Origin of the sequence: Luteolibacter sp. Populi, assembly GCF_040801775.1 — a bacterium.
Classification (GTDB): domain Bacteria; phylum Verrucomicrobiota; class Verrucomicrobiia; order Verrucomicrobiales; family Akkermansiaceae; genus Haloferula.
The window spans coordinates 3,205,808-3,230,919 of sequence record NZ_CP161812.1; the positions used below are offsets into that span (position 1 = coordinate 3,205,808).

Consider the following 25,112-nt stretch of genomic DNA (forward strand, 5'->3'; position numbering starts at 1 on the left):
GGGCTAGACCGGGAACTTGATGAGCGATCCCGAGCCTTCACCCGATGCCCCCGCGCGGATCCTGCCGATCCCCCCGGAGGCTCGGCCGGAGATCGCGGGCGGATCGCCGAAGCCGCCGACGCTTCCCACGCAAGCGGAGATCCCCCGCCCGGGCCCCTTGCTCACCACGCTGTCGTACGTCCTCGGGCTACTTCCGGTGACATGGGCGCTGTGGACGGCACGGGCGCAGGCGAGGATTCCGGGCAATGATTTCGCCTCGTTCATGCTTCCGGGCTTCCTTTTCATTGGAATGATCGGGGCCTGCTTCTTTGGGATGGGGTTGGCGCTCATGGGGCATTGGCGGGGGGAGCGTCTGGCGCTCCGGGCGTTGTGGCTGGTGCCCTTGATCGCGGGGGGCGCGGAGGTGATGGGAGGGATCCTGGGGATTTACTGAAGGTTTTGTCGGGAGCTGCGGGGAAGGGACGGACTTGAGCGCCGCTTCTGAAAGAAGCTTGCCCGCGAAATGACGCTCGGAGGGCGGCACTCCGGCCGCCACCCGGCCCGGAATATGGTGCGGCGGCCCTGCCGGAACCGTTTTTTCCTTGTTGCCCCGGATCGGTTCACCCGCAAACTGGCGCTGTGACGACGAAAACCCTCCTGCTGGCCCTTGCCCTTTCCCTTGCGACCGCCACGGTCGCTCCCGCCGCTGTCAGCCTCGGCAATGAAGCTCCCGTGGCCGCTCCGGCGGTGCCCGAGGGACCGGCCAAGGGTGCGATCGAAGCTTTCCGCGACGGGAAGCATGCGGCGGGTGTGGAATTGGCGAAGCCGCTGGCGGAGGGAGGCAATGCAGATGCGCTGTTCCTGCTCGGCTTCGCGGCCGAGACCGGGCAGGGCCTGGCCTCATCGCGGGAGGTGGCGCTGGAGTATTACAAGAAGGCGGCTGCAGGCGGGCACAAGGATGCGACCTATCGGCGCTCGCTGATCCTGCTCAATTCCAAGGAGGAGAAGGACCGCCAGGAGGGCCGCGAGGTGCTGGAGACCGCTGCCAAGACCGATGCGGCAAATGCCGGCCGGATCCTGGGCGAGGCCTGGTTGCGCGGGCTGGTGAGCGAGAAGCCGGATTTCGACAAGGCGGCGGAGTGGTGGCAGAAGGCCTCGGAGGCAGGCGATACACCCTCGATCCTGATTCTGGCACGGCTCTACGAGGGGGCCTTCGGCTTCCCGGAGAAGGTGGATGCAAAGCGTTCGCTGGAACTCTACCAGCAAGCCGCGGGACTGGGTGATGAGAACGCCTTCATCCCGCTCGGTTCGCGCCTCCTGAATGGCGACGAGAAGCTCCGCAACGAGGCCGAGGGCCGCGAGTGGCTCGGCAAGGCGATCGAGAAGAAGCAATTCGCCGCCTATCTGGCGCTCGGGGACTTCGAGGAGAGCCTGAGGAAGGACGACAAGGCGGCGCTCGCGCAGTACCAGAAGGGAGCGGACGAGAAGCAGCCGGACTGCCTGCTGCGGGTGGCGGCCTTCCACCTCGAAGGCAAGGGCGGCCTGGAGAAGAGCGAGGAAAAGGGCCGCGAGTGGCTCGGCAAGGCAGCCGAAGCCGGCAGCGCGATGGCGGCGCTGGAAATGGCCTCGCGGATTTCGAAGGATGAGAAGCCGGATCTGTTAGGCGCTTACAAGTATCTGCTCTCTGCCTCCAATGCGGGTCTGGCGGTGGCGCAGAATGAACTGGGCCTGCTGTATGTCTCCGGAAACCTCGGCCTGAGCGATCCGACGGCGGGCGTAGCGTGGTTCACCCTCGCGGCGAAGTCGGGCCATGCGGCGGCGCAGAACAATCTGGGCACCCTCTATGAGCGCGGCATGGGCGTGCCGGTGAATTTCAATAACGCGGGCCAGCTTTACTCGCTCGCCGCGAACCAAGGGCACGCCGCGGCCACCACCGGTTTGGCGCGCTTGCACGCGACCGGGCAGGGCACGGACCAGAATCTGCCGAAGGCATGGGCGCTGGCATCGCTGGCAATCGAGCGCGGCGACAATGAGGCGAAGACGCTGCTCGGCGACTTGACCAGCAAGCTGGATGAGAAGGGGTTGGCGCAGGGGAAGAAGGAACTCGATGAACTGAAGAAGCCTAAGGAGGAAAAAGCCGAGGCTCCGAAGCCGAAGGAAGCGCAGCCTGAAGCTCCGAAGGAGGAGAAGGGGGAAGCGCCGAAGCCGGTGGAACCGGCGGAGGAAAAGAAGGAGCAGTAAGGCTTTCTTCGGGATCCAGATCTGGAATTTCGGATTTCAGATCTGAGATTTCAGAATTTCAGATTCAAATCTGAGATTTCAGATTTCAAATTTCAGATCTTCGATTCCGCCATGCGTGTCCTCGTCACCGCCGGTCCCACACGCGAGGCGCTCGATCCGGTGCGCTACCTGACCAACCGGTCCTCGGGCAAGATGGGCTATGCGATGGCGGATGCCTTCGCGCAGGCCGGGCACGCGGTGCTGCTGATCTCGGGGCCGACGAATTTGGACGTGCCGGATGGCGTGGACTTCCTGCCGATCGAGAATGCGCAGGAAATGCTCGAGGCGGTGAAGCGCCACATCGGGCGGATGGATGCGGCGGTCTTCGCGGCGGCAGTGGCCGACTACCGGCCCGCGAGCGTTTCCGAGCAGAAGATCAAAAAGACGGGCGAGACGCTGACCCTGGAGCTGGTGAAGACGCCGGACATCCTGGGATCGGTGCGCGGGGAGTTCGGATTTACGGGAACCCTGGTGGGCTTTGCGGCGGAGACCCAGAACTTGTTAGAGAATGCGCGGGCGAAGTTGCAGCGGAAGGGCTGCGATCTGGTGATCGCGAATGACGTGTCGAAGCCGGGCATCGGCTTCGATTCGGATCGCAACGAGGTGCTGCTGGTTTTCCCGGAGCACACGGAAGCGCTGCCGGAGGACGAGAAGCACCACCTCGCGCCGCGGATCGTGCGGGAGATCGAGAGGATCGCGGCGGAGCGGATCACCGGCTAAAAGCACGGATGGCACCCTCCTTCCAACATGAGCCGGACGAGGAAACCTTCCACTACCGCAGGCACCCGACCCCCTACGACTGGTTCTTCCTGTTTGTATCTCCAGGCCCTCTCGTTGTCACCTTGCGAGCGGCATGGAGGGCTGACGCTGGATCGTTGTCCTTTGTCGATCTTCTTCCGTTGCTGGTCGTGGCGATGGCCATCGCGAACTTCTTCCGCAAGCGAACCCTGAAGATCGGCCATGACTCCTTCTCCCATGAAACGCCATGGGGGAGAAAGGAAGTGATCCGGTTTTCCCGGATCGGTGAGGTGATCGAAAGCGGGTTCGATCTCTGCCTCGTCCATCCGGTGAAAAGCGAATGGATCCGCCTGTGTCTTCTCAAGGGCGATTTCAAGGCGGACGAGTGGCCGCGAATCGTGACCCTGCTCACAAGCAGGATCAGAACCGGGGCGCCTACCGCGCAAATTTCAATCCTCAAATCCGATTGATTGAAGGCCACTGACCCTTGGCGCTTGGCACTCCCTTGGTCGTTCTCCATCTTCCCTCCGTGACCGATCTCGAACTCACCATTCACGCCGCCAAGGAGGCGGGGAAACTCCTCAAGGCGAACTTCGGCCTGGAGGCCGTGGTCGATGAAGCGACCCACCACGATATCAAGCTGGCGCTCGACAAGGAGTCGCAGAAGCTGATCGAGGACATCCTGCTCGGCGCGCGCCCGGGCGATGCATTGTACGGCGAGGAAGGGATGGGCGGCGACCCGAATAGCGAGCGGCAGTGGATCGTCGATCCGATCGATGGCACGGTGAACTTCTACTACGGCATCCCCCACTTCTGTGTCTCGATCGCGCTGCGCGTGGCGGGCGAGGTCGTCGTGGGCGTGATCCACGATCCGATCGTCGGTGAGACCTGGACGGTGGAGAAGGGCGGCACGCCGATGCTCGATGGTCGCCCGATCAAGGTGAGCAGCCGCACGAAGCTGGCGGAGTGCGCGCTCTACGTTGGCTGCGGCAAGGACGAGGAGGCGCTGACGACCGGTCTCGAACGCTTCCGCAAGGCCTCGCTGAAGGCCCGCAAGATGCGGATGATGGGCAGCGCCGCGCTCGGCATGGCCTACATCGCCAGCGGACGCTTGGACGGCTACATCGAATCGCGGATCTCGCTCTGGGACATCGCCGCCGGCAAGCTGCTGGTAGAAGCAGCAGGCGGCAAGGTGGACCTGGAGGTCGCGAAGGATCACGCGGATGCGTGGTCGATTGTTGCTACGAATGGTAAAATCCCTATCGAGGAGATTCTCTAACACCTATGATCGGATTCGGCTACGACGTTCATCGTTTCAAGGAAGGCCGCCCGCTGATTCTCGGCGGCGTGGAGATCGCGCACAGCCACGGCCTCGACGGGCATTCGGATGCGGACGTGCTTAGCCATGCGATCGCGGATGCGGTGCTGGGCGCGCTCGGGCTTGCGGACATCGGCCACTACTTCCCGCCGGGTGATCCTGCCTGCCTCAACATTTCCTCGCTCAGGATCCTGGAGAAGGCTGCTGAACTGTGCTCGGCGGAAGGCTACCGCCTGGTGAACATCGATAGCACCCTGGTCGCGGAAGCCCCGAAGATCCTGCCGCACCGCGATGCGATGAAGGCGAACATCGGCAGGGCGCTGGGGCTCGATCCCGCGCGGGTGGGCGTGAAGGCGACGACCAATGAAACGATGGGTTTTGTAGGCCGGGGCGAGGGCATGGCGGCCTTCGCGGTGGCGCAGGTGGAGAAGACGGATTGAGCGAACGAAACGCGGAGGCGCAGAGGTCGCAGAGAAAGGCGCGGAGAGTCTCTCGTGCGACCGTCGTTGCCTTTGCGATTTGCAGTGGCTAAGCTTCTCCCGTGTTTCCTGCCAAGCCGGACCGACCCTATCTTGAGAGCTGGCTACGCCGCACGCGCAAACAGCTCTCCGGCAGCGGGCGCTTGAGCGAGATCGCACTGATCCTTTCCCGCGAGGAAGGGAATACCCCGGGGCATTGGAGCACCTGGTTAAGGGGGGTGCTTGAGGAGGAAACGACGCCCTCGCTGGACCTCCTAACAAGAATCGACGCGTTGCTCGCGAAGCCGGTGACCTCGTCTACCGATGCCGATACGCCGAATCTGTTCTAAGGTGCGGCGGGAGCAGCCATTGCCATTTGCAACGGGGGTTTGGCTTTTGCAATGCACTTAAAATCAGCATTCCGCAAGATTTCCCCTTGCGCGATCCGGGAACGTGCGGAGCTTCCCGCCGCTATGAAGACTACAGCAACCATGGGCTTGGCCCTTCTCCTGGGAGCCTCCGCCTACGCCGGCGAGGTGACTTCCACGACCAACACTTACACGCCTCCGCCGAGTTCTCCCTCGCTCTACACTTGGTTCGTCGGCGGTTCCGGCGGCTACTTCTTCGATAACGAGGAAGAGTTCTGGACCCTTCACTTCGGGATGAAGATCGCGGAGAGCGGTCCGATCACTCACTCTTTGTTTGTCGAGGGCCTGTACACCGAATGGGAGCCTACCTTGGGCCTCGATTCGGAGATCATTCCCGTGACCCTGAACTACAAGCTGGATTACGCGATCAATGATCGCCTGTCCTTCTACGCAGGTTTGGGTGCGGGTGCAGCCTTCATCGATAATCAAGTCCTGGGTTTCAGCGATGATTCGGTGGAATTGACCGCGCAGGCTTTCGTCGGACTCGGCTTCGACGTGACCCAGAATTTCCAGATCTACAGCGGCGCACGCTACCTGTGGGTGGATGATTCGGATTTCTTCCGCGGAACGGTCGATAACGGCGATGATGTCGGTGCCGAACTGGGCATTCGCTTCAAATTCTAAGCGCTAAGCTAAACGTTGTTCGTTTGCTGAGGGCTCTCCGGTGCATGCCGGGGAGCCCTTTTGCTTACCGAACGCGAATGCAACGGGAATGCCGAATTCCGAATTCCCGAATGTCGAATGGAGTGTGACGAAGAATGGTCGCAAGCATCTATCGCAACTTCTCTTCCGGAACACACGGCATTCTTCATTCGGCAATTCTGAATTCGTCATTGGCCGCGATCACCGGCCCGTCCCGGTTATTCTTTTGAGGACTTCCCAAGCCTGACCGCGGCGGTCCTTCCAAGGTTTCTCCGGTCTGAGGATTTCCCAGCCGCGGGCTTCTCCGATGCGGGTGAGGGAGGGGGAAGGATTCACCAGGGTATTCTCCACGCAGCATTCCAGCATGGGAAGATCGGCGGAGCTGTCCGAGTAGCCGTGGCTGCGCGGCCAGGTGCCATCGGGCGAGCGCCCGGCGATCTCCGAGAGACGTCGTACTTTCTCCCCGCTCTTGTGATTCACAAGACCCGGTAGCAGGGGGACACGTTGCTCGAATTCCACGGGCGTGCCCAGGGCAAGATCGAAGCCAAGGACGCGCCCGACCTCCTGCACGTAGAACTCAGGGCTGGCGGAGGCGAGCACCGTGAGATGACCGGCTTCCCGGTGCGCCTGCAATTTCCCTAACAGCCCGGGGTAACAGCGGGCGGGGAAGAATTCCGCGACGAAATCGCGGACCCATTCCTCAAGCCGGACGCGATCAACGCCCCAGAGGTAGCTGAGGAAGACGCGCTTCATGCCCTCGTCGCCGAGAATTTTTGCGGCGGGGAGAAAGGCCGAGAAGAAGGGCAGGTAGGCGCGGCGCCAGCCCTCGCGCTTCAGGACATGGTCGCAGAAGAGCATCTGCGTGTCCCATGCGATGAGGGTGCCATCGAGATCGAAGAGGGCGATGCCCCGGTCGAGCTTGGCGCGGAGATCGTCGGTCACGCGGCGGATTGAATGCGGCAACGGGAGCAAGGCCAAGGAGAAGTGGAGCGGAGCTCGACAGCCGTGGGCCCTGGCGGTTGAAGGTAGCCGGAAGTCGTGGTGACATTTGGAGAACCGCTCCTAGCGTGAATGGTCGCGGCTCGGAGAGCCGCGCTACTTCGCGTATTCCTCCGCCCACTTCGCGGCGGCGATAGCATCGGGCTCGCCATCGGCGACGATCAGGCGGTAGCGGGCGATGTAGGGCTTGCCGGGAACGATCTCCATGGCACCGGACTGCTGGGGCGCGTAGCAGAAGAAAGGCTCGGTGGGGTGGACGCGGATCGGCTGGGGCGCGCGGAAATTCGAAGGGTGGCAGAGGATGGTCACGCCGCAGGTCGCGCCATCGAGCTTGCCGCCGATCCAGCACCAAGGCTCCTTGGCGGTATTGACCTTGAGGCGATCGGTGAGGCCGGAGGCGGTGAGGAACTTGCAGTTGTCCGCGCCGTTCCAGGCGCGGTTGCCGCGGAGGCCGAGGCCGCCGTAGTGATACTCCGGGAGCTTCAGCGGGGAATCGGTGGCGCAGGTCTGGGTGATCGTGAGGTCGATGATCCGGCGCTTCTCCTCGCTGGCGACGCTGAGGTCCCAAGTCTCTAACAGGGCGACCTTCTCCGGCTTCGCGGTCATGTCTATGAAGCGGTGCTTCGCCTGGAAGCCGACCTTCCCGTCCTTCGCCCAGGTCTCGCCGATGGAGACGAACTCCACGCGGCCCTTGCCATCGCCCATGTTCCAGAAGTCCGGGTGGCGGCCTTCGAATTCGGTCTTGGTCCACGGGCTCCACACGCCGTGGTGGTGGATGTGGTTTGGCGGGAAGTCATCGATGATCGACTTGCCCGCAGGCGTGAGGATCGACTGGATGTAGCCGCCGCGGCGGAAGATGTCCTTGATGTCCTTGCGCGGGAATTCGCCGGGCTCGGCCTGGTAGCGGAGGATCTCGCTCTTGCCGGTGCGGAAGACCATCTGGGTGCCCTCCCGCGCGACGGTGACGGGATCGGCAGCGCGGGCGGCAAGGATTGAGAAGGCGCAAGCGAGGCTGGCCGTGAGGATGGATTTCATGACTCGGGCGATACTGATGCCGTGCCCGAAAGCTTGCAAGAAACCTGTATGACAACTTAGCAGCCAGCCTACCCGATAATCGGCATCGTCGCGTAATCCCCGCGCAGCACCGGCTTGGCCGAAGTCTTGAGCCAGCCCTCGAGCACCGAAGCATAGACGCCGCGGAAATCGACGTTGTGCTTGAGGTCGCCTTGGTCGAGATCGGTGAGGCTCGGGTACTTCCCGTAGAGGCCGCCCTTCACGCCCTCCCCCGCCACAAACATGCAGGAGGCCCGGCCGTGATCGGTGCCGGCGCTGGCGTTCTCCGTGACCCGGCGGCCGAATTCGGAGAAGGTCATCAGCACCACGCGCTCGGCATTGCCCTGCTCCTTGAGGTCGGCGAAGAAGGACTTCAACGCGCCATCGAGTTGGCCGAGCAAGCGGTCGTGGGAATTGACCTGCTGGTTGTGGGTATCGAAGCCGCCGTGGCTGACGTAGTAGACCCGGGTCGGCATGCCGCCGGCGATCAGGCGCGAGACCATGTTCAGGCTGCGGCCGATGGGGGTGCCCTCGTAGGTGACCTTGCTGCGGTGCTTCGAGGCGAGTTCGAGGATCTTGGCCGAGCTGACGCGGGCATCCATCGCCACGCGCTCGAGGAAGGCGAGATTGCTCTCGCCCTCGATGCCGCCGACCTTGCCGCCTGCGGGCATCGCGATCGATGCGCCGTCGGCGGGACTGTCGTCGTCTTCGGGGGAATTGAGCGAGGCGAAGAATTCCTCCGCCTGGGCCTTCTCGCCGCCGCCATGGATCCAGCGGTAGAGTTCCGGTGAGCTGAGGCAGACGCCGGGATTCTTGAGCGCGCCGAAGGCCTCGGGCTGGGTCTTGTTCAGGCTGATGCCGACCGTCGGATCGGCTCCGGAGCAGGCATTGTCGAAGTAGCGGCCGATCCAGCCGGTGCTGGAGCGATTGGCGGTGTCCGCGGTTTCCCAGATCGAGGTCGAGACGAAGTGCGAGCGGTTCGGATTGGGATAGCCGACGCCCTGCACGACCCCGAGGTTGCCCTCCTTGAAGAGGCGCGACATGTAGGGCATCGAGGCATTGAGGGCCAGGTGATCGTCCAGCGTGATGATCTCCTTGTCCTTCTTGCCGATCCGCGGGCGGGCCTTGTGGTAGGCATCGTCGCCGTAGGGGATCAGGGTATTGAGGCCGTCGTTGCCGCCGGCGAGCTGAAGTACGACGAGGATCGTACCATCCTTGCCGGTGACTGGCTGGATCGCCAGATCGCGCGCACCGGCGTGGAGATCGGCGAAGGTGCGCTCGACGAACATCGGCACCGTCCAGGATGCGGAGGCGCCGAGGATGGTGGAGCGGAGGAATTCACGTCGCGTTTTCATCGGAGAAGAGATCGAAAGGGTTCAGGCGAGTTGGTAGCGGGGCGTGCTGAGCATCAGGTGACAGAGCTCGCTGGTTTCCTTATTGGTGAAGATCGCACCGCCCTTGGACTTGGCGTATTCGACGAAGACCCCGCGTTCCTTGTCGCTGAGCGGCGTCTGGAAGAAGCGGTTGATCAGGGAACCGACGAGCTTCTCGGGATCCTCGCGCAGCTCGCGCGGCGCGATCCTTTCATAGTCGGGCCCGGGCCAATTGCGCTCCGCGCGCTTCACCGCATTGCCCAGGCGCTTCTGGCGCTCGTCCGCCATCATCTCATCGCCCTTCGCGGGCGGATCGGCGGATTCCTGCGCGCCCTTCGTGACGAAGCCGGCGACATTGTAGCGGGAGAGGAGCGTGTTGGTATTGATCCAGGCCTTGCCCCAGTCCCAGCCGGCCACGTTCGGCGGCGCGAAGAGGACTTGCCCGAGCTGTTGCTGGGCATTCAGGACGTAGGCGGTCGGCAACTCCGGGATCTCCAGTTCCTTCGACATCTGCACGAGGTACTGGATCGGGCACTTGATCTGGTCGTGCATCGCCTTCTCCGAGTAGAAGGACTTCGAGAGGAAGATCTCGCGGAGCAGCGGCTCGACCTTGAAATCGGCCTCGCGGAAGGACTTGGCGAGGGCATCCACGCCTTCCTCCGACGGATTCTCCGCGACGAAGTATTCCCAGAGCTTGCGGGGAATCAGGCGGCTGGCCGCGCTCTGCTCGAAGATGAGATCGACCACGTCATCGCCATCGAAGCGCCCGGTCTTGCTGAAGATCGTCTTCTCACCGTTGTCGGCCTGGCGCTTGTTGTGGACGACCGTGCCGTTCTGGCGGTTGAGCTGGTAGCCGGTGAAAGCGCGCGCGGCTTCCTTGATGTCGGGCTCGGTGTAATTGCCCTCGCCAAGGGTGAAGAGCTCCATCACCTCGCGGGCGAAGTTCTCGTTCGGCTTGCCCTTCTTCGAGTTCTGCGTGTCGAGGTAGAGCATCATCGCCGGGTTCTTCACGATCTCATGGGTGAGGTCCTTGAAGGAGCCGGTGGCATGGCGGCGGAAGAGTTCGTTCTGCATCACCAGCAGGACCGGCTGCCGTACCTTTTGAACGGAGGTGGCGAAGTGGTCGTGCCAGAAGAGCACCATCTTTTCGCGCAGGGGTGCCTTGGTCTTCTGCATCCGGCGGAACCACCAGCCCTGGGCCTCGATGCCGTGCTGGCGGGCGGTCTGCTGGCGCTTGCGGTTGAATTCGCGGCGGGCCTTGGCGGCCTCCTCCGGGCTCATGCCCTCGGTGGCGCGGCGCATCTCGCGGTTGGCCATGGCATACTCGCGCATTTCGGCGGCTGCGACCTCGGGGCTCGCCCACTCGGGCAAGGGGAAGGCGTCGAGCGCCTCCGCGGGAGCGAGCAGCGCCTCGACCGCTTTCTTCCGGCCGAGGGCGTGAAAGACTCCGATTTCATCCGGAGAGCCTCCGAATCCGGCACGGCGGAGCAGGTGGGCGGCTTCGGGAATTGTCCAATCGTCAGGTGCGGCCGGGAGCATGGCGGAAGAGTGCGGTTGCGTAGGGAGGAACCGCCCCCCGTCGGCAGGGTTGCGCGGCTTGTTTGCGGAAAGGCGAATTTTCCTTGCGGCAGCTCGTTCCGGCGCGGCGAATCTTCCTCAATATGAAGGCGCTCCTCGCGATTTTCCTGGCAGCCACCGGAATGGCCCCAGCGGCCGAGCACCCCAATCTGCTGGTCTTCCTGGTGGATGACATGGGCTGGCAGGATACCTCCCTGCCCTTCCTCCACGATGCACAAGGCCATGCGGTGACGACCGCTCTGAACCGCCGCTACCGCACGCCGAACATGGAAGCACTGGCGGCCCGCGGCATGAAATTCACCCGCGCCTATGCCCATCCGGTCTGCACGCCCAGCCGGGTCTCGATCATGACCGGGAAGAACGCCGCGCGGCATCACGTGACGAATTGGACCAGCCCGACGGGTGCAGAGAATGGTGGCAACGGCGTGCCCACCCTGCGCTCGCCGGAGGGCTGGCTGCGCACCGGCATGGCCGCCACCGAGAAGCCCCTGCCGGCCCTGCTTAAAGCGGCGGGCTATCAGACGATCCACTGCGGCAAGGCGCACTTCGGCAGCAAGGGAGCCTTCGCCGCGGATCCCAAGGCCATCGGCTTCGACGTGAACATCGCCGGCAACGAGATCGGCCACCCGGCTTCCTATTTCGCGAAGGACAATTTCGGGAAGGGTCCCAACCACGTCACGGGCCTTGAGAAGTGGCATGGCGGCGATGGCTTCCTAACAGACGTGCTGACCGAGGAACTCTGTGGTGCGATCGAAACCGCCGCCAGGCAGGACAAGCCCTTCTTCGCCTACATGGCCCACTACGCCGTCCACACGCCCTTCATGGAGGACCCGCGCTTCGCCGCGAACCATGCCGACCTGCCACCCGCCCAGCGCGCCTTCGCGACCCTGATCGAAGGCATGGACCGCTCGCTCGGCGACGTCCTCGCCAAGCTCGACGCGCTCGGCATCGCGGACGAGACCTTCATCATCTTCCTTTCGGACAATGGCAGCGACGCGCCGCTGCCTAATAACAATGCCAAGCCCATCGTATCCGGCGTCGCTCCGCTGCGCGGCAAGAAAGCCATGCGCTACGAAGGCGGCATCCGCGTGCCGATGATCGCCTCATGGGCCAAGCCCGATGCGCAAAATCCCCTGCAAGCGGACCTCCCGGTCAAGAGCGGTTCGCGCACGGACGATCTCGTGCAAGTCGCAGACCTCTTCCCGACCCTGTTAGAGATGGCAGGCGCGAAGGACATCCCGGCTTTCGACGGCCACGACCTGCGGCCTTACTTCAGGGGCGAGACCTCCTACCACCGTCCGCAATGGCTGGTGACACACTATCCGCACAGCCACAACAACGACTATTTCTCGATCCTCCACGAGGGCACTTGGAAATTCATCCACAACTACGCGGACGGTTCCACCGAACTCTACAACCTCGCCTCCGACCTGGCCGAGTCGAACAACCTCGCGACAACCCAACCCGAGCGCGCCGCTGCGATGGCAAAGGACCTGGAGCGCCGCTTGGCAGAATACGGCGCGCAGTTCCCGAAGCGGACGGCCCCGTGATCGCGTAGTCTTGAAAATGAGGAAAGTCCCTCCCATCCTTCAAGATCAACGATATGAGATTCGAATGCCCTGTTAGATAGATGGTCCTGCATCCAGTTACTGGTGGACACGGCGGACCAAGCGGCCGCAATACTTCGTTCGTGCCGACTATCAAGCCTCCTTCCACCCCGAGATTAGCCTGCCGCCGCGCCCAAGTGCGTCCGGTGCAGCGTCGCGTGGCCCTTCCGCGACAAAGCTGATTTCAAAGGAGCCGCAGAAGCGCATCCGTCACTCCGGAGTAAACAACTGCGTACGATCGTCGGCACCACACACCACCAACACACACACCTCCACCCATGAAAACAGCAAGACTCGCATGCATCGTTGCAAGCGTCATTAGCCTACCGTCCCTCCTTCACGCCGCCACCATCGGCATCGGCAACAATGAATGGTATACGCCGACATTGCAAAACAACCTGGTGACCCAAGGACACTCCGTCAGCGTGGTTGAGACGTATGATGCCGTCTCACTGTCGGCATTCGATGTCTATATCCAGGATGGGAACTCCCACTTCGACAACAGTGCTCTTCTCGATTTCGTCTCGAACGGGGGAATCCTGATCCAGATCCCTTGGTCCCAAAACCATTACTCACTCTCGAGCGAGCTCGCGGTGATGACAGAGTCGGGCGATAGCAATCAAGGTGCAAATCCAGCCATCACGGCAAATGACTCCTCCAACTGGCTCCTCACCGGTGTGACCCTGCCATCGGCTGGATCTTACAATTCCCGCTTCCCGCAGGGCCATCAATTCGCGTCGGGATCGACCGCCGTCTTGTCATGGGCAGATGGAGAGAATACCGCGCTTCTCGGATACAAGGAGTACGGCGATGGCATCGTGATCTCCTTTAACCAGCACCTCGTCACCGACGATTCCCAGCCGATCGACCAGGCGTGGTCGAATCAGATCGTCTTCAATGCCGTAGACCGTGATACCTTGCAGGTGCCCGAGCCCTCCTCCGCATTGCTGATCGCCCTAGGTGCCATTGCAGCCGTCGGACGCCGCAAGCGCTGATCGCAATGTCCCGGGTGTGAAAGCACCTGACGCTCCTGATGATCACGGGTGCCATTCCTTCCGGGTGGCACCCGTTTTCTCTGCGCGCGATTTCGCACCTGAAGCCTACTTCCCCATCAGGTAGGCCAAGAGATCCTTCAGCTCGTCCGGATTCAGCGAATTGATCAGCGCGGGCGGCATCGGCGAAACCGGCGATGGCTTCCGCTCCTTGATCTGATTCCGCTCGATCTCGACCGTCTGGCTGAAGTCGAAGGGATTGATCGCGACAATCCAGTGATCATCCTTCTCATCGAGCATCTTTCCGGTCACCTGGCTGCCATCGGTCTTGGTGATCAGCTCGAAGGAATACTGGTCGGAGATCACCTTGCTCGGATCGAGGATCGACTCGGCGATGTCCCTTGCTGAGAAGCGTCCACCCAGCGCGCTGAGATCCGGGCCGGCCGCGCCGCCTTCACCGGCGAAGCGATGGCACGCCGAACACATCGCAGCTTGGAACATCCGCTTGCCGTTGGTCTTGTCGCGGCCATCCAGGCCGCTTTCCGCGAGCTGCGCCACCTCATCCACGGTCCATGCGTGCCCCGGGCCCTTCGCCACCGGACGTTCGGCGGGAGCCATCGGAGCAGCGCTCGAGCCGAACTTCGCGATCGCTTCACGCTCTTCCGGCGTGGCCGTCGCCAGTGCCTCGCGCTTCAGGTCCTCGATGAAGCCGCCGTAGCTCGCGCCGCCGCTGTTCTTCTTCAACTTGTCGAACCACGCGAAGAAGCGCTGCCGTTCCTCCAGCTTCCATGGCCCTTTCACCACCCGCAGGCAGTTCACGTAGTGGATGACCTGGGCGGGCGGCAGGTTCGCGATCATTGCCTCCACGGTCTTGCCGTATTGCGGATTGCGCTTGGCCATCGCGAGCCAATCCGGAGGTGATCCGGGGCCGGTGGCATCCATCAGGTCGAGAGTACGGGGAACGATGCCCGGTGCCTGCAGATAGGCGAGCATGCGGCACAGCTCGCGGTTCATCTCCTCATCACCGGCAGGGAAACGCGAATCGATCCGGACCAAGACCCGTTGGCGCAGCGGCTCCCCGGGCTCGCCGGAGCGAATGAAAATCAATTCGCAGGCCCGGAGCCAGCCGAGCTTCTGCGCCTTGTCCATGGCATCCCACGGAAGCTTCTCCAGCTCATCCATCAGCAGCGCCGCGGCTTCCGGCGTCTTGGACGTCATCGTGCGGCTGGTCGCAATCACGTAGTCGATCGTCTGCCAGATGTGGGTGCCATCGGTCGGGCCCGCATGCTTGTGAGAGCCTTTCGCACCCAGAGCCGCCTCAAAAGCCGCCCGTGCAATCTGACGCTCCACCCGGTCACCGGAAGCCATCTTCCGAAACGCATCATCTTCCCCGGGTTCCGGGTAGTCCTTGTTGGCAAAGGCCACCGGCTCGATGGATTCCCCGCCCGTGTATGTCACCCGCCACAGGGCGGAATCGGTCTTCCGTCCGCCCGTCAGGAAATAAATCGCGCCATCGACACCGATCGTCGCATCCGTGACCGGCAGGCCGCGGCCCGCCACGAATTCCTCGCGCTCGGCCTTGTAGCTCGCCCCGTCCGGCGTGAGATGGATCGCGTGGATCGTCGCGTAGGTCCAATCGAGCGCATAGACCGCGCGCTGGTATTTCGCGGGGAATTTCGCGCCCTTGCCCGAGACCACACCGGTCGGCGAGCCCGGCCCGATGTCGAGCACCCCCGGCATACTATCTTCATAGTAAGAAGGCCACACCCCGGAACCGTTGCGCCAGCCGAATTCGGCTCCCGGCACCACATGGCAGATCCGCGTCGGGCGATACCAGGGCATTCCGAAATCCCACTCCATGTCGGAGTCGTAGGTGAAGAGATCGCCCTCCGCATTGAAGGCCATGTCGTACTGGTTGCGGAAGCCGACTGCGAAAAGCTGCCACTGAGAGCCATCCGGCCGGAAGCGGGCGAAGAAGCCGCCCGGTGCCATCCGGTCGCGCGCATGACCGCGGGGATCGGGCCGGCGCGGCAGCAATTGGTCCTCGCCCCAGTTCGTATTGACCAGGGAGGACTCGAAAGGCGGGCAGTCGGTATGATTGCCCGCGGCGAAGTAGATCCACTGGCCATCGGGTGAAGCGACCAAGCCGTGCGGACCGTGCTCGCCCCGTCCCTTGAAGGCCTTGATCAACTCCGGCTTGTCGGGATCACCGTCGCCATCGCTATCGGTCACCTTCCACACGCCGCTCTCGTCCTTACCCTCATTGACCGTCACGTAGAGCACGCCCTGATGCCATAGCAGCCCGTGCGCGCCTTGCAGCGGGATCGCAGTCGGCTCGACCAAAGTCGCATCTCCGGCCTTGGCCGCGGGCGTCACCCGATAAATTTCCCCATACTGGTCCGCACAGAGCAGCCGCCCCTTGCCGTCCACGGTCATCGCCACCCACGAGCCCTGCGGCTTCGGCACGCGATAGAGCCGCTCCAGCTTGAAGCCCGCCGCCACCTGATAGTCCTGGGTCGCGTCCACCGCGTAGGCCCCGCCCTCGCTCTCCGGTCCGATCACCTTGCCCCAAGGCTTGTCGCCCATCGTCCCGACCACCACGACCTTCTGCCATCCGGCAGGTGCGGTCTCCCCGGCATACCAGCGCTCCGCCGACTCACTGCCGCAGGCCCAGGTGCCGTCGGTCAGCACCTCGATCTTCTTGCCATCCGCCAAGGTCGCGCTGAAGCGCAGCGCCATGCCGGCCGCGCCGTTGTTGTTGCGCCCTTCCACGGCGATCACGTTGTGACCCGCCTTGACCTTGGCCGTGACGTCATAGCCGTGCGCATTCGTCCAGCCCCCCGCGAAGCCGAGGTCCGCGCTATTGATCCAGACCTGGTGCCAATCGTCGCAAGCCACGGTGATCGTCGCCATGGCGACTCCCTCCGGGAGTTCGAATTCCTTGAAAAAGAAGACCTTTTCGTCCGCCACCGGCTTGTCGCTTTTCCAAATCCACACCGGGAGTTCGCCCGCGGCCGGCGACAAACCCGGGAGGGCAAGGAAAAGCAGCGTGAGAGCCGATAAGAATCGTCGCATGAGGCCGGGCATACGGTCGTTTTTGGCGGACGGTTTCATGGAATGCAACCTTAGCATCAATCAGGGAAAATCCGGTGGAGGCACCGCCGCTGCCGTCCTCACCCGTAGGTCGCCTCAAACTCCCACCAAGTCACCGTGAAAATATAGAAATTCAATAGCGCATGGCATATCACCGAAGCCGCCAACGACCCGCTCATCCGATACAGAACCGACGAAACCACACCGAACAAAAACACCGATATCGAATCATTCCAGCCATAGGCATGGATCGCGGCGAACACCCCATTCGCGACAACGATCCCTGCCCAGATCCCGAAGCGCGCCGCGAGTGCATTGAAGAAGAACCCGCGATACACGATCTCTTCGAACAAGGGAGCGACCACGCAACCGCTCCACAGAATGAAGAGCAAGCCGGGGAAGCCGAAGGTCCAAGGACTTATCCCGCCCCCGTAGAGGTTCTCCCCGCCGTGCGGCAGCAGCCACCAGCAAATCCCCGCCAGGATAACGGCCAGACCGACCGCTCCCGACACCGCCTTCATACTGAAAGCCCGGTTCAGATGGAGCGCCCTCCAAGCGGTCCGCGGCCGGCGGAAAAATACCAGCATCAGGAAGCTCGCGGATGCGCCGCGCCAGATCGTGTCGTGAATCGCGAACTCCTCATGAGTCCACCCCTGATAGCCCGCGAGCCCCACGCCCAACAAAACCAACAGGCCGAAAGCCAGCAACTCTGCGATCGCGACCCCCGCCACGACCCTGCGCCAATCCATTTTGCGGAACACCGCCGGGACCGGACCGATGCGCAAGCGGCACCGTGACTGCCACAAGTAGACCGCCAGGAAAAGCGCACCGCCTGCGGCAATGGCGAGGTCTACCCACGAACCCAGCGCCGCCGCATGCAGGCAGCGCTCGTTGCGGGCCCGCGAAGCCTCCGCCACATCGGAGAGCACGGTCTCATCCCCCGTCGCCAAGCGGAGGAACAACTGCTCCTCCCACCAGTAGGTCTCGCCTCCCGCGGCGACCAGAGATCCCCAGTTCCCGAGCTTGTAGCCATCCGCCTCTTCTCCCTTGAGCAGGCTCGCCACGAGGGCCATGCGCTCCGGATTATCGCCGCCATCCACCGGCACCGCCGCCGCTTTCCCTGCTTGGCCCGCCAAGTGCCACAGGACGGCCGCGCCCGACCGGGATCGTGGATCGGGATCCTTTTCCAGGATCGCCGCCCAGTGCTGCATCAGCTCCTGCCGGTCCCGCACTTTCTCGTCGAACAGGGCTCCGGAAAATCCGGTCCCTTCAAACTCCGCGAGGCGCAGCTCCTGATCGGCGATGCGCCACGCGGACCACGACTCCAGCGGTGCGGAATGAATTCTCACCACCGTGTCCGCGATCGAAAGAAACCACAGCAGCACCAGCATGCCCAGCAACCACAGCGGAAGGCGGCGGCGCTTCCGCACCGCGGGAGAGTCGGCAAGCCCGCTCACAGTTTCTGCTCGTGCAGGCGGAAGCGCGTGTCGAAAAGCCCGCCGCTGTATTTCCGGCAACAGGCGTAGCAAGCGACCATGCGGTTGATCTTCTTCACCCGCCGGATCGTGGAGGCACATTGCGGGCAGACGTAGGCGAAGTTCCGCTTCATCCGCTTGCGCTTGAAGGGCAGGTTGTGGAAGGGCTGCTCGTGCGGGATGCCGAGCTCGGCACAAGCGGCGCGCCACTCCGCGCCATGCACCTCGATCCGGCGGCGACCGGCGCGCTCGTAGGCGATCAGGTGCGCCAGTTCATGGCGCAGCGTCCGCCAGATTTCCTCCGGCGGCAGCTCCTTGAGCTTCGGGTTCAGCTCGATCAGCCGGTCCGGCCACCAAGCCCGGCCGGCGGTCGTCTGCATCCGCCCGTTCCAGCCGACCCGCACCCGCCGCGCGAGTTCCGGCATGCCGAGGGCGCTGGCCGTTTCCCGGCACCATTCCGTCAGCCCGCCATCGTTTTTCGTCGGGCTCCGGAGCACGGAGGACGGCGGGACTGCCCGGGGCTTTTTGCCCCAAGCGAACTCCATCTGACGGAACGACCACCCCATCCGCGCGCGTCCTAGCAAGTCCCCGCCCAACTGGCAATGCGGCAGCGCTAATTCCGTTAGGAAAAGTTTCCAACCACCCGTTAGACCGCCCCGTCGGGCACGATGAAGGTCTTGATCCGCGAGCTGTCGCCCTTCTCCAAGACCACCTGCGACTTCGGAATCCCGAGATACGCGGCGAGACATTCCCGCAAGGCCGCATTCGCTTTCCCCTCCACCGGCGGCGCGGCGACCTTCACGCGCAGCACCCGGCCCGCGCGTGGATCGTCTTCCCAGCCGGCGACTTCACTCGCCCTGGCATTCGGCACGGCGAGCACGCGGATCTTCATGGCTTATCCCGATCGGGCTCAGCTTCACTCCAGCCGCTGCCACCCGAGAAGATTCGGCCCATTGAAAACCGGCCCGAAAAACCACGGCATTTCGCTCTCCGCCATGCCTTCCGGGACGAATTCCTGCATCCCGATTTTCCACTTCGGCAAGGCCGAGGCTTTTACCCAGTCTCCCACCTCACAAGCCGCCGGCTCCGCTTTTTCCAATCCGCTCTCAGTAAGTGTGACCATCGCATCATGGTACACTTCCAAGCCCGGAAAAAGCAAGGTGACGTCTGATCCTTCGCTTTCCCGGACTCCTTAGGGGAGCAAACCTAACCGGCTTCAGGCACTTCGCATGCGCGAATCCCGTCTCCCCGGGGCCTCAAGGCTTGGCAATATCGCGGATGCCTATGATGCCGACCTGTTTGGTCACGAGATCCTCCGAGAATACCTGCAGCACCCGCTTCTGACCCGGGCCCGGCCAGGAAGCCGCGGCGACCTGTTCCTGTTTGCCATCCCGTGTGCAGAAGGCCTTCATGGAACTGGATCCGTCGTCGCCCATCGGGGGATTCTTGATCGCCCTCATCTCGCCGGGCTTGAACTCGAACTTCTCCTTCTCCAACTGCACCGTCACAGGCAGGGCGGTGAGGTTCACGATCTTGAACGAGCCGGAGGGAAACTCCTTCACGCTCGAATCGATCACGGTGACCTTGCAATGAAGCTTGCCGGTCGCCTCCGGCGAGAGCAGCAGGATCAGCGATGCCGCCTTGGCGGGCAGCTCGCACTCGCCGACCACATCGCCCGGAGTCTTGACGCTCCCGGGCTCGGCCTTGGTGGTCAGAACCACCGCCCCGCCCTTGGGGGCCAGCAGGTCGAACTCGTGATTGAGAAAGGACTTCACGCGGAGCTTGCCGGCGGTGGCAGTGCCGCCCGCATCGTGGACATGGATCTCGTCCGGCAGGACGCTGCCGCTCTGCGCAACGACGCAACGCACGCGGCACTCGCCCTCCGCAGCGGCAGTCATGGCAAAACAGGGCAGCAGGACCGCGCACAAGGCGGCGGATATCAGGGTTTTCATGGGTTTCCTAGGTTAGGGAAGAAAGAAGAACGCCGCGCCTCCTTGGGAGAGGCGCGGCGCGCTCGAAAGTCAATTGTCGCGCACCGCGATATCCCTGATGCCTACCAGCTCGACGTTCTTCGATTTGGGATTCTCGAAGATGATCTGGATCACCCGCTTCTCACCGGGGTGAGGCCAGACGGTTTGGCCGAAGCGCTGCCACTGGTTGTCCTTGAAGGCATAGGCAGTCATCGCCGAGGCGTTGCTCGCATCCACCGGCTGGTTTTCGATCACCTTGGCCTCCCCGCTCTTGTAGACGTATTCCTGCTTCTCCAAGACGATTTTGACCGGCACCGGACTGAGGTTGATCACATTGACCGAGCCGCGCGGGAACACCTTCACCGCGTCGTCGATCGGGAGCACGCGGTAGATCGGCTCGCCGGGCTTGGCGGAGCCCGGCAGGAACACGAGAATCCCCTTCCTGAAATGCTGGGGCAGCTTGACCTTCGCCAGCACGCTCGCCGGATCCTTGGTGCTGGCTGCATCCCCGCTCTTGGTGAAGATCAGATTCTCCGCACCGACCGGGATCATGGCGAACTCGTGGTTCAGGTAATTCTTGATGTCGAACTTCACACCCGGAGTGCCGGGCTTGGCCGCCGGATCATGGGCGAAGACATCGGTCGTCGGAGCATCGGCCAGGAAGGACAGCCCGCGGATCTTCAATCCGGGTTGTTCCCGGGCCGCGGGCGCGGCGTCCGGAGCGGCAGGCTCTTGGCCGAGCGCCGCCGGGGCGGCACACGCGACCAGAGCGGCGAAAGCGAGACTGGCAAGTTTCATGGGTTGCGACAGGAGCATCACACTTCTTCCGGAGAAAGCCAGCGGAAGGACGTGACATTGAAACGCCGGCCGAAGCGCTGGTTGGCCAGTTGCTCGAGCGCCGCTGGCTTCACTTCGGGTTCGTCGGCGGAATCCAGGTATTCCGGGATCCGCTGCACGATCGCCTCGCACCACGCCTTGGCCATGACCTTGCCCTCGGGATCCTTGGCCTCGCCGTAAGCACGCACCCGGAAGGTATCGCCGCGGACCGTGATCACCGGAGCCAGTGCCATCAGCAGGTCGCCTTGGGTCAGCATCGCCGGCGAGCCGTCGGCGGAGAGGCCCGTCTTGTTATTGTACCCGGAGCGAGCTTGGGGAGTCGCGATGTTGGTCAGCATTCCCGTCGTGGTCGGCACGCTGCCGAGTATCTTCGAATCCATCGCGTGCGCGGCGTCATTGATCCCGGATTGTCCGATCGCTCGCTGCAGGATGCCTTCCATCGTCTGAAGCGAACTGGCACCACCGAGCCTGCGGTTGACGAATTCCCCAAGGGTCAAGGAAGGGGCACCGTCCTCCGCTCCGCGGGCGCGGATCTCGGTCACGATGTGCTGAGCCAGATTCTCGATGTCGGCATCGGTGAGGGCGCGGAAACCGGCCCAGCGGACCTGTCCCGACACGTCGATACTGGCATTGCCGGCCAAGCCGTCGCCAGCGATCGGAAGGCTGAAGCGTGAAAAGCCGGTCTTGTCCTTCGGGGACATGTTGGCGAGGTTCCAGCCGTAGAGCTGTTGGTCGCGCAGCGAGGAGAGCATGGCCTTCCACGCTTCCACCGAATCGGAATTGACGTTGAAGGCACCCTTGATGCCGAGCACGCTGGCAACGCGGCGGCTGAACTCGTCTTCCTTGAGGCCATCCAGATCCGAAGCCTGATCCGACAAAGTCCCTTTGCCCGCAGGCAGCGGGACGAACCGGGAGTTGAGCAACTTGATTTTGCCTTCAAAAAACTCGGTCAGGAGGGTCTTGCGGTCCATCGACGGCATCATGGCGGTTCCCGTACTTCCCGAGAAACTTGCAACCGTCGAGAAGTAGGTGCCGTCCCACAGCGCATCGTTCAGCAAGTAGGAATGATCCAGCATCAGGCCGGTGGAACCGACGACACCACCGGACAGGGAGCGGCTGATACCGGCGCTCGGCAGCAGCGGATGAGCCCGCGAATTGCCGAAGGCATGCGTCACCCGGGGCTGCGCGGCGGTGGGAACCAGATTGGCGCTCACCAGTTCGCCCAGGCTGGCGGCGGGCAGCACCGGCACGCGGAACATCGGCACGTTCGAGACGCCCCTGCTCGCCGTCAGGCTGGCACCGTAGTAGCCCTTCTTGGTGCCATTGTCGAATTCGATGCCACCGGGGGACTGGTTAAAGTCGGATACCTCGGTCAGGCGGAGGTCATAGCTGTCGAGGGCATTGCCGATCCGCCCCGTGTTCTGATCGGCACCTTCGACTACCGGCTGGTTGTGCAGCCAAGGCGAAGACGCATCGTTGGCATCCACCGTCGTTTTGGCTCCCATGGTGAGCAGCGCGAAGGGCGACTTGCCTCCGGGATTCTTGTCCCCGGGCGCCTGCAGCATGTCCCCGATCGTGAAGGTGCGGGCGATCTTGGGCCTACCCGGGGTGACGCTGATTTCACTCTCGGGATTGTTGAACTTGAATTTGTAAGTCCGCAGCAGATCCCTGGAATTAAGCGCCTGGTTCAGCGCTTCGTCCGGGCGCGTCACATCCATATCCTGCTGCGTGCCGGACAGCACATCCACCCGGAAATCGGGCACGCTGGCGTTCGTGGTCGCCCGACCGGGCTTGGCCTCCACCGTGAAGGTGTCGTCGTTCTTGATCGCCAGCCAACCGCCGTTCATTCCATTAGGATAGTCAGGAGGCCGGGAAACCTGCTCGAACCCGTAGCGGGTCGCGATGGGACGGTTGTCATAGGCCAGGTGATCCGTCTGCAGACCGGCGCGCGCATCCCACCCGGGAGTGGTCTCGATGCCGAGGGGGTTGCCGCTGATCCCGTCCTTGTTGCCGAAGTTATTGTCGCTGTTCCAATCGAAGAACCTCTTCGGGCTGCCACCGGCGACCTCCGCTCCCCAAGACCAATCTTTCTCGACGTAGGGCGCGAAGACCTTGACCTCTCCCGGCTTCATCGTGATGGGCGCGCCGTACGGCCGCCCGCCGCTGCCGGCCTCGGTCAGATACAGCGTGAAGAAGCGGTGCGCCGTCGTGCTCTTCTCGTTCTTGATCATGAAGCGCGCCAGAGGATGCATCTCGCCGCCCGCAAACTCCGGACGCAACCAGTCGTTATTCTTCTTGAAGGCGAAGAGCACCGGCGGATCCCAGATCCGTACCCGCAGCTTCGGCAGGGTGATCTCAACGTCATAGGGATTGTACAGGGTCACGACGGTGTCGTAGACCAGATGCGGCGCACCGTACTGGGTATTGCCCTTCGGCTCCCCATAGGTATCGAAGAACTTCACCCGGTCCCCGAGGTTCGTGTAGTGGCTCACCGCGGAAAACATGATCTGCAGCTTGGAGATCACCGGCAGCAGCCGCTCCTTCGCCACGCCCACCGTGAATAACCCGCCGCTGGCACCGCCGGGCCGCAGATCCGAGGAATTCAGGGCCACCTTCGGCGCGCCATTGACTGCCGATGCCGCGGTCCGGCGGTGGAGGAGATAGTGATCGCGAAGGTAGGTCCACAGCGGAGCCCCGTCATTCCGGGTGTTATACACGGTCTCCGTCCCGTTCACGTTCGGCAAGGTGTTGGCCGATTCGAAAAGCGTGGTCAGGTCGGTCTTCAACCCGCCTTCCGCGACATCCGAAAGAAGACCCACCGAGTAAGGCGTCACATCCGCCTGGTAGCTCAGGACCTTCTCGCCCTCCTTCTTCTCATCGGCGGCCACCACCGCGCTGTCCAGCGAGACGATCTTGCCGGGGTCGCCCAAAACATCCGGTGCCAGGGACGGCAGGATTTCTTCCGGCCGGGCGCGGCTCGGGGCGATCCGGCGCGCGATCAGCTCGGCCTTCGTCGGCGGCTTGGCGTTCGGCTCCAATTCCGGCTCGCGGATCTGGAAGGGAGCCTTCTGGCTCTCGTCCATCACCGCCCAGGCGAAGGCACCCTTCTGCGATTGGGAAAGTTGCATCTGCACCCGCTCGGCGCGCAGGCCCGGCCCCTTGTTACCGGCGGAGGAGCTAGGCGATCCTACCGTCTTGGGATCGATCAGCCAGACCGGATCATTGAAGCCCGACTTACCTCCGTCCAGCGTGCGCGCCGCATCCGTATCGGCCATCGAGGCCAGCCAGCGCCGGAATTTCCCGGCCTTCTGAGAGTAGTTCGGAGGCGTCGGCGATTTGACCGACCAGTGCCAGCTTCCCCAGGTTCCCAGCAAATTCGGCTCGGCCGCTTGCTCATCGATCGAACTCGCCCGGGCCGAAACCGCCTGGTCGGGGCCCATCGAGGTCTGCAGCTCGCCGATTGCCATCGCCAGCGCCATCCGGGCGTTCGCTTCTGCCTCGGCCCGAGCCTGGCCCGCACCGGCCGAGCGCAGCGAAACCGTCGAACAAGGTCAACAAGCCCACAGCCAAAATCGTGAGCAGGACCATCAGGGAAAGTGAAATCACCAAGGCGAATCCACGCGGACGCAAGCCGACATGGGGGCGATTTGGGTTATTGGGTTTCATCGTGGGAATCTTGTACCTACTTTGAGTATACATCAAACCTGTTTTCAGTCATCTGCCGAACAGGTTTGTTTTTGCAAACGCACTCACCGCGGAATTTTGAAGGGTTTTTCCGAAGCGAGACCGGAAATCTATCATGGAATTTCGCGGACGCTTGTATCCAAGGGCTGATCAGGTGTATGAAAGCGCCATCTCCCCGAATTTCCACGGTACGGATACAAGGTTTCCACCCCTTGCCAAGGGGCACTCGTAGAAACCCGGATACGCCGCCATACCTCAAGCGGACGCATGTGCGGCACCTATCGGACGCCCGCCACGGCTCCGCTCGGAGACTTGCATGTTTTTACATGTCCGCTGCCTCGGGGCCACTCCCGAATCAGCCACCTCATTCGCACCTTTTGCTGCTTTTGGCGCCGAAAAATAACCAATCCGGAAGCGCTTTTTCTCGTCCAAAACAATTCTTTCGCGACGGAAACCATCCGCGGTTCTTTCGCGAATCGCAGAATCCTCGTTTCCCGCAAACCACAGACGCTTTCACCCGCCCAAGAACGCGGCGCGCCAAACCCCGGGCCGATCATGAATGACCACCTCTCATCCGATCGGCCACTTGCCAATCGACCCGCGCCCGC

22 protein-coding genes are annotated in these 25,112 nt (G+C 63.0%); 10 read left to right on the forward strand and 12 right to left on the reverse strand.

Annotation, left to right across the window (positions count from 1 at the left end; genetic code table 11):
• The first annotated feature begins 19 nt into the window (after nucleotides 1-19).
• The 8 genes from ABWK72_RS12950 (at nucleotide 20) to ABWK72_RS12985 (ending at nucleotide 5,825) form a co-directional block, all read left to right on the forward strand.
• The gene (locus tag ABWK72_RS12950; RefSeq protein ID WP_367875217.1) at nucleotides 20-433 is read left to right on the forward strand and encodes a hypothetical protein; all 414 of its coding nucleotides are present in this window, start codon (nucleotides 20-22) and stop codon (nucleotides 431-433) included.
• A 185-nt stretch (nucleotides 434-618) separates the two neighbouring features.
• On the forward strand, nucleotides 619-2,220 hold the full coding sequence (locus ABWK72_RS12955; RefSeq protein WP_367875218.1) for a hypothetical protein: 1,602 nt from the start codon (nucleotides 619-621) through the stop codon (nucleotides 2,218-2,220).
• Between the two features lie 111 nt (nucleotides 2,221-2,331).
• Nucleotides 2,332-2,979, forward strand: a complete 648-nt coding sequence (locus ABWK72_RS12960) for a phosphopantothenoylcysteine decarboxylase (RefSeq protein ID WP_367875219.1) — start codon at nucleotides 2,332-2,334, stop codon at nucleotides 2,977-2,979.
• A gap of 8 nt (nucleotides 2,980-2,987) precedes the next feature.
• Nucleotides 2,988-3,467: a hypothetical protein gene (locus tag ABWK72_RS12965; protein WP_367875220.1), complete on the forward strand. Its 480-nt coding sequence runs from the start codon at nucleotides 2,988-2,990 to the stop codon at nucleotides 3,465-3,467.
• Nucleotides 3,468-3,526: 59 nt separating this feature from the next.
• Nucleotides 3,527-4,276 (forward strand): inositol monophosphatase, encoded by a 750-nt coding sequence (locus ABWK72_RS12970; protein ID WP_367875221.1) that lies wholly within the window; start codon nucleotides 3,527-3,529, stop codon nucleotides 4,274-4,276.
• Between the two features lie 5 nt (nucleotides 4,277-4,281).
• Nucleotides 4,282-4,755, forward strand: a complete 474-nt coding sequence (gene ispF, locus ABWK72_RS12975) for a 2-C-methyl-D-erythritol 2,4-cyclodiphosphate synthase (protein WP_367875222.1) — start codon at nucleotides 4,282-4,284, stop codon at nucleotides 4,753-4,755.
• A gap of 101 nt (nucleotides 4,756-4,856) precedes the next feature.
• The gene (locus ABWK72_RS12980) at nucleotides 4,857-5,123 is read left to right on the forward strand and encodes a hypothetical protein (protein ID WP_367875223.1); all 267 of its coding nucleotides are present in this window, start codon (nucleotides 4,857-4,859) and stop codon (nucleotides 5,121-5,123) included.
• A gap of 123 nt (nucleotides 5,124-5,246) precedes the next feature.
• Nucleotides 5,247-5,825, forward strand: a complete 579-nt coding sequence (locus ABWK72_RS12985) for an outer membrane protein (RefSeq protein WP_367875224.1) — start codon at nucleotides 5,247-5,249, stop codon at nucleotides 5,823-5,825.
• Between the two features lie 219 nt (nucleotides 5,826-6,044).
• Here ABWK72_RS12985 and ABWK72_RS12990 read toward each other — a convergent pair whose 3' ends face one another.
• From ABWK72_RS12990 to ABWK72_RS13005, 4 genes are all read right to left on the reverse strand, one after another.
• Nucleotides 6,045-6,785, reverse strand: a complete 741-nt coding sequence (locus ABWK72_RS12990) for an HAD family hydrolase (protein WP_367875225.1) — start codon at nucleotides 6,783-6,785, stop codon at nucleotides 6,045-6,047.
• 153 nt (nucleotides 6,786-6,938) lie between these two features.
• Nucleotides 6,939-7,877 (reverse strand): PmoA family protein, encoded by a 939-nt coding sequence (locus ABWK72_RS12995; protein WP_367875226.1) that lies wholly within the window; start codon nucleotides 7,875-7,877, stop codon nucleotides 6,939-6,941.
• Between the two features lie 68 nt (nucleotides 7,878-7,945).
• Nucleotides 7,946-9,250 carry a DUF1501 domain-containing protein gene (locus tag ABWK72_RS13000; protein ID WP_367875227.1) on the reverse strand — a complete coding sequence of 435 codons (1,305 nt, stop codon included), beginning with the start codon at nucleotides 9,248-9,250 and terminating at the stop codon, nucleotides 7,946-7,948.
• Nucleotides 9,251-9,271: 21 nt separating this feature from the next.
• The gene (locus tag ABWK72_RS13005) at nucleotides 9,272-10,807 is read right to left on the reverse strand and encodes a DUF1800 family protein (protein ID WP_367875228.1); all 1,536 of its coding nucleotides are present in this window, start codon (nucleotides 10,805-10,807) and stop codon (nucleotides 9,272-9,274) included.
• A gap of 122 nt (nucleotides 10,808-10,929) precedes the next feature.
• Between ABWK72_RS13005 and ABWK72_RS13010 the strand changes: the two genes are divergently transcribed.
• Both ABWK72_RS13010 and ABWK72_RS13015 read left to right on the forward strand, forming a co-directional pair.
• On the forward strand, nucleotides 10,930-12,396 hold the full coding sequence (locus tag ABWK72_RS13010) for a sulfatase (protein ID WP_367875229.1): 1,467 nt from the start codon (nucleotides 10,930-10,932) through the stop codon (nucleotides 12,394-12,396).
• A gap of 335 nt (nucleotides 12,397-12,731) precedes the next feature.
• Complete coding sequence (locus ABWK72_RS13015; protein WP_367875230.1) at nucleotides 12,732-13,448, forward strand: PEP-CTERM sorting domain-containing protein; 717 nt, start codon at nucleotides 12,732-12,734, stop codon at nucleotides 13,446-13,448.
• A 105-nt stretch (nucleotides 13,449-13,553) separates the two neighbouring features.
• Here the strand turns inward: ABWK72_RS13015 and ABWK72_RS13020 are convergent, their stop codons facing one another.
• The 8 genes from ABWK72_RS13020 to ABWK72_RS13055 form a co-directional block, all read right to left on the reverse strand.
• Complete coding sequence (locus tag ABWK72_RS13020; RefSeq protein ID WP_367875231.1) at nucleotides 13,554-16,520, reverse strand: c-type cytochrome; 2,967 nt, start codon at nucleotides 16,518-16,520, stop codon at nucleotides 13,554-13,556.
• Between the two features lie 98 nt (nucleotides 16,521-16,618).
• Nucleotides 16,619-17,995, reverse strand: coding sequence for a lysostaphin resistance A-like protein (locus ABWK72_RS13025; protein WP_367875232.1), 1,377 nt, complete (start codon nucleotides 17,993-17,995; stop codon nucleotides 16,619-16,621).
• Nucleotides 17,992-18,510 carry a SprT-like domain-containing protein gene (locus tag ABWK72_RS13030; RefSeq protein ID WP_367875233.1) on the reverse strand — a complete coding sequence of 173 codons (519 nt, stop codon included), beginning with the start codon at nucleotides 18,508-18,510 and terminating at the stop codon, nucleotides 17,992-17,994. Before ABWK72_RS13030 ends, ABWK72_RS13025 begins: the two co-directional genes overlap by 4 nt.
• 149 nt (nucleotides 18,511-18,659) lie before the next feature.
• Nucleotides 18,660-18,905, reverse strand: coding sequence for a DUF167 domain-containing protein (locus ABWK72_RS13035; protein WP_367875234.1), 246 nt, complete (start codon nucleotides 18,903-18,905; stop codon nucleotides 18,660-18,662).
• Between the two features lie 24 nt (nucleotides 18,906-18,929).
• Nucleotides 18,930-19,136 (reverse strand): hypothetical protein, encoded by a 207-nt coding sequence (locus ABWK72_RS13040; protein WP_367875235.1) that lies wholly within the window; start codon nucleotides 19,134-19,136, stop codon nucleotides 18,930-18,932.
• Between the two features lie 133 nt (nucleotides 19,137-19,269).
• Nucleotides 19,270-19,965, reverse strand: a complete 696-nt coding sequence (locus ABWK72_RS13045) for a hypothetical protein (RefSeq protein WP_367875236.1) — start codon at nucleotides 19,963-19,965, stop codon at nucleotides 19,270-19,272.
• A gap of 69 nt (nucleotides 19,966-20,034) precedes the next feature.
• Nucleotides 20,035-20,781 carry a hypothetical protein gene (locus ABWK72_RS13050; RefSeq protein ID WP_367875237.1) on the reverse strand — a complete coding sequence of 249 codons (747 nt, stop codon included), beginning with the start codon at nucleotides 20,779-20,781 and terminating at the stop codon, nucleotides 20,035-20,037.
• Nucleotides 20,782-20,798: 17 nt separating this feature from the next.
• On the reverse strand, nucleotides 20,799-24,287 hold the full coding sequence (locus ABWK72_RS13055; protein WP_367875238.1) for a hypothetical protein: 3,489 nt from the start codon (nucleotides 24,285-24,287) through the stop codon (nucleotides 20,799-20,801).
• Nucleotides 24,288-25,112 lie beyond the last annotated feature (825 nt).

What these genes read in the sequence shown, in the direction of transcription:
- ABWK72_RS12950 (WP_367875217.1), top strand. Translation starts at nt 20, where the DNA reads ATGAGCGATCCCGAGCCTTCACCCGATGCCCCCGCGCGGATCCTGCCG.
- ABWK72_RS12960 (WP_367875219.1), top strand. Translation starts at nt 2,332, where the DNA reads ATGCGTGTCCTCGTCACCGCCGGTCCCACACGCGAGGCGCTCGATCCG.
- ABWK72_RS12965 (WP_367875220.1), top strand. Translation starts at nt 2,988, where the DNA reads ATGGCACCCTCCTTCCAACATGAGCCGGACGAGGAAACCTTCCACTAC.
- ispF (WP_367875222.1), top strand. Translation starts at nt 4,282, where the DNA reads ATGATCGGATTCGGCTACGACGTTCATCGTTTCAAGGAAGGCCGCCCG.
- ABWK72_RS12985 (WP_367875224.1), top strand. Translation starts at nt 5,247, where the DNA reads ATGAAGACTACAGCAACCATGGGCTTGGCCCTTCTCCTGGGAGCCTCC.
- ABWK72_RS12995 (WP_367875226.1), bottom strand. Translation starts at nt 7,877, where the DNA reads ATGAAATCCATCCTCACGGCCAGCCTCGCTTGCGCCTTCTCAATCCTT.
- ABWK72_RS13000 (WP_367875227.1), bottom strand. Translation starts at nt 9,250, where the DNA reads ATGAAAACGCGACGTGAATTCCTCCGCTCCACCATCCTCGGCGCCTCC.
- ABWK72_RS13005 (WP_367875228.1), bottom strand. Translation starts at nt 10,807, where the DNA reads ATGCTCCCGGCCGCACCTGACGATTGGACAATTCCCGAAGCCGCCCAC.
- ABWK72_RS13010 (WP_367875229.1), top strand. Translation starts at nt 10,930, where the DNA reads ATGAAGGCGCTCCTCGCGATTTTCCTGGCAGCCACCGGAATGGCCCCA.
- ABWK72_RS13015 (WP_367875230.1), top strand. Translation starts at nt 12,732, where the DNA reads ATGAAAACAGCAAGACTCGCATGCATCGTTGCAAGCGTCATTAGCCTA.
- ABWK72_RS13020 (WP_367875231.1), bottom strand. Translation starts at nt 16,520, where the DNA reads ATGCGACGATTCTTATCGGCTCTCACGCTGCTTTTCCTTGCCCTCCCG.
- ABWK72_RS13035 (WP_367875234.1), bottom strand. Translation starts at nt 18,905, where the DNA reads ATGAAGATCCGCGTGCTCGCCGTGCCGAATGCCAGGGCGAGTGAAGTC.
- ABWK72_RS13040 (WP_367875235.1), bottom strand. Translation starts at nt 19,136, where the DNA reads ATGGTCACACTTACTGAGAGCGGATTGGAAAAAGCGGAGCCGGCGGCT.
- ABWK72_RS13045 (WP_367875236.1), bottom strand. Translation starts at nt 19,965, where the DNA reads ATGAAAACCCTGATATCCGCCGCCTTGTGCGCGGTCCTGCTGCCCTGT.
- ABWK72_RS13050 (WP_367875237.1), bottom strand. Translation starts at nt 20,781, where the DNA reads ATGAAACTTGCCAGTCTCGCTTTCGCCGCTCTGGTCGCGTGTGCCGCC.
- ABWK72_RS13055 (WP_367875238.1), bottom strand. Translation starts at nt 24,287, where the DNA reads ATGGCAATCGGCGAGCTGCAGACCTCGATGGGCCCCGACCAGGCGGTT.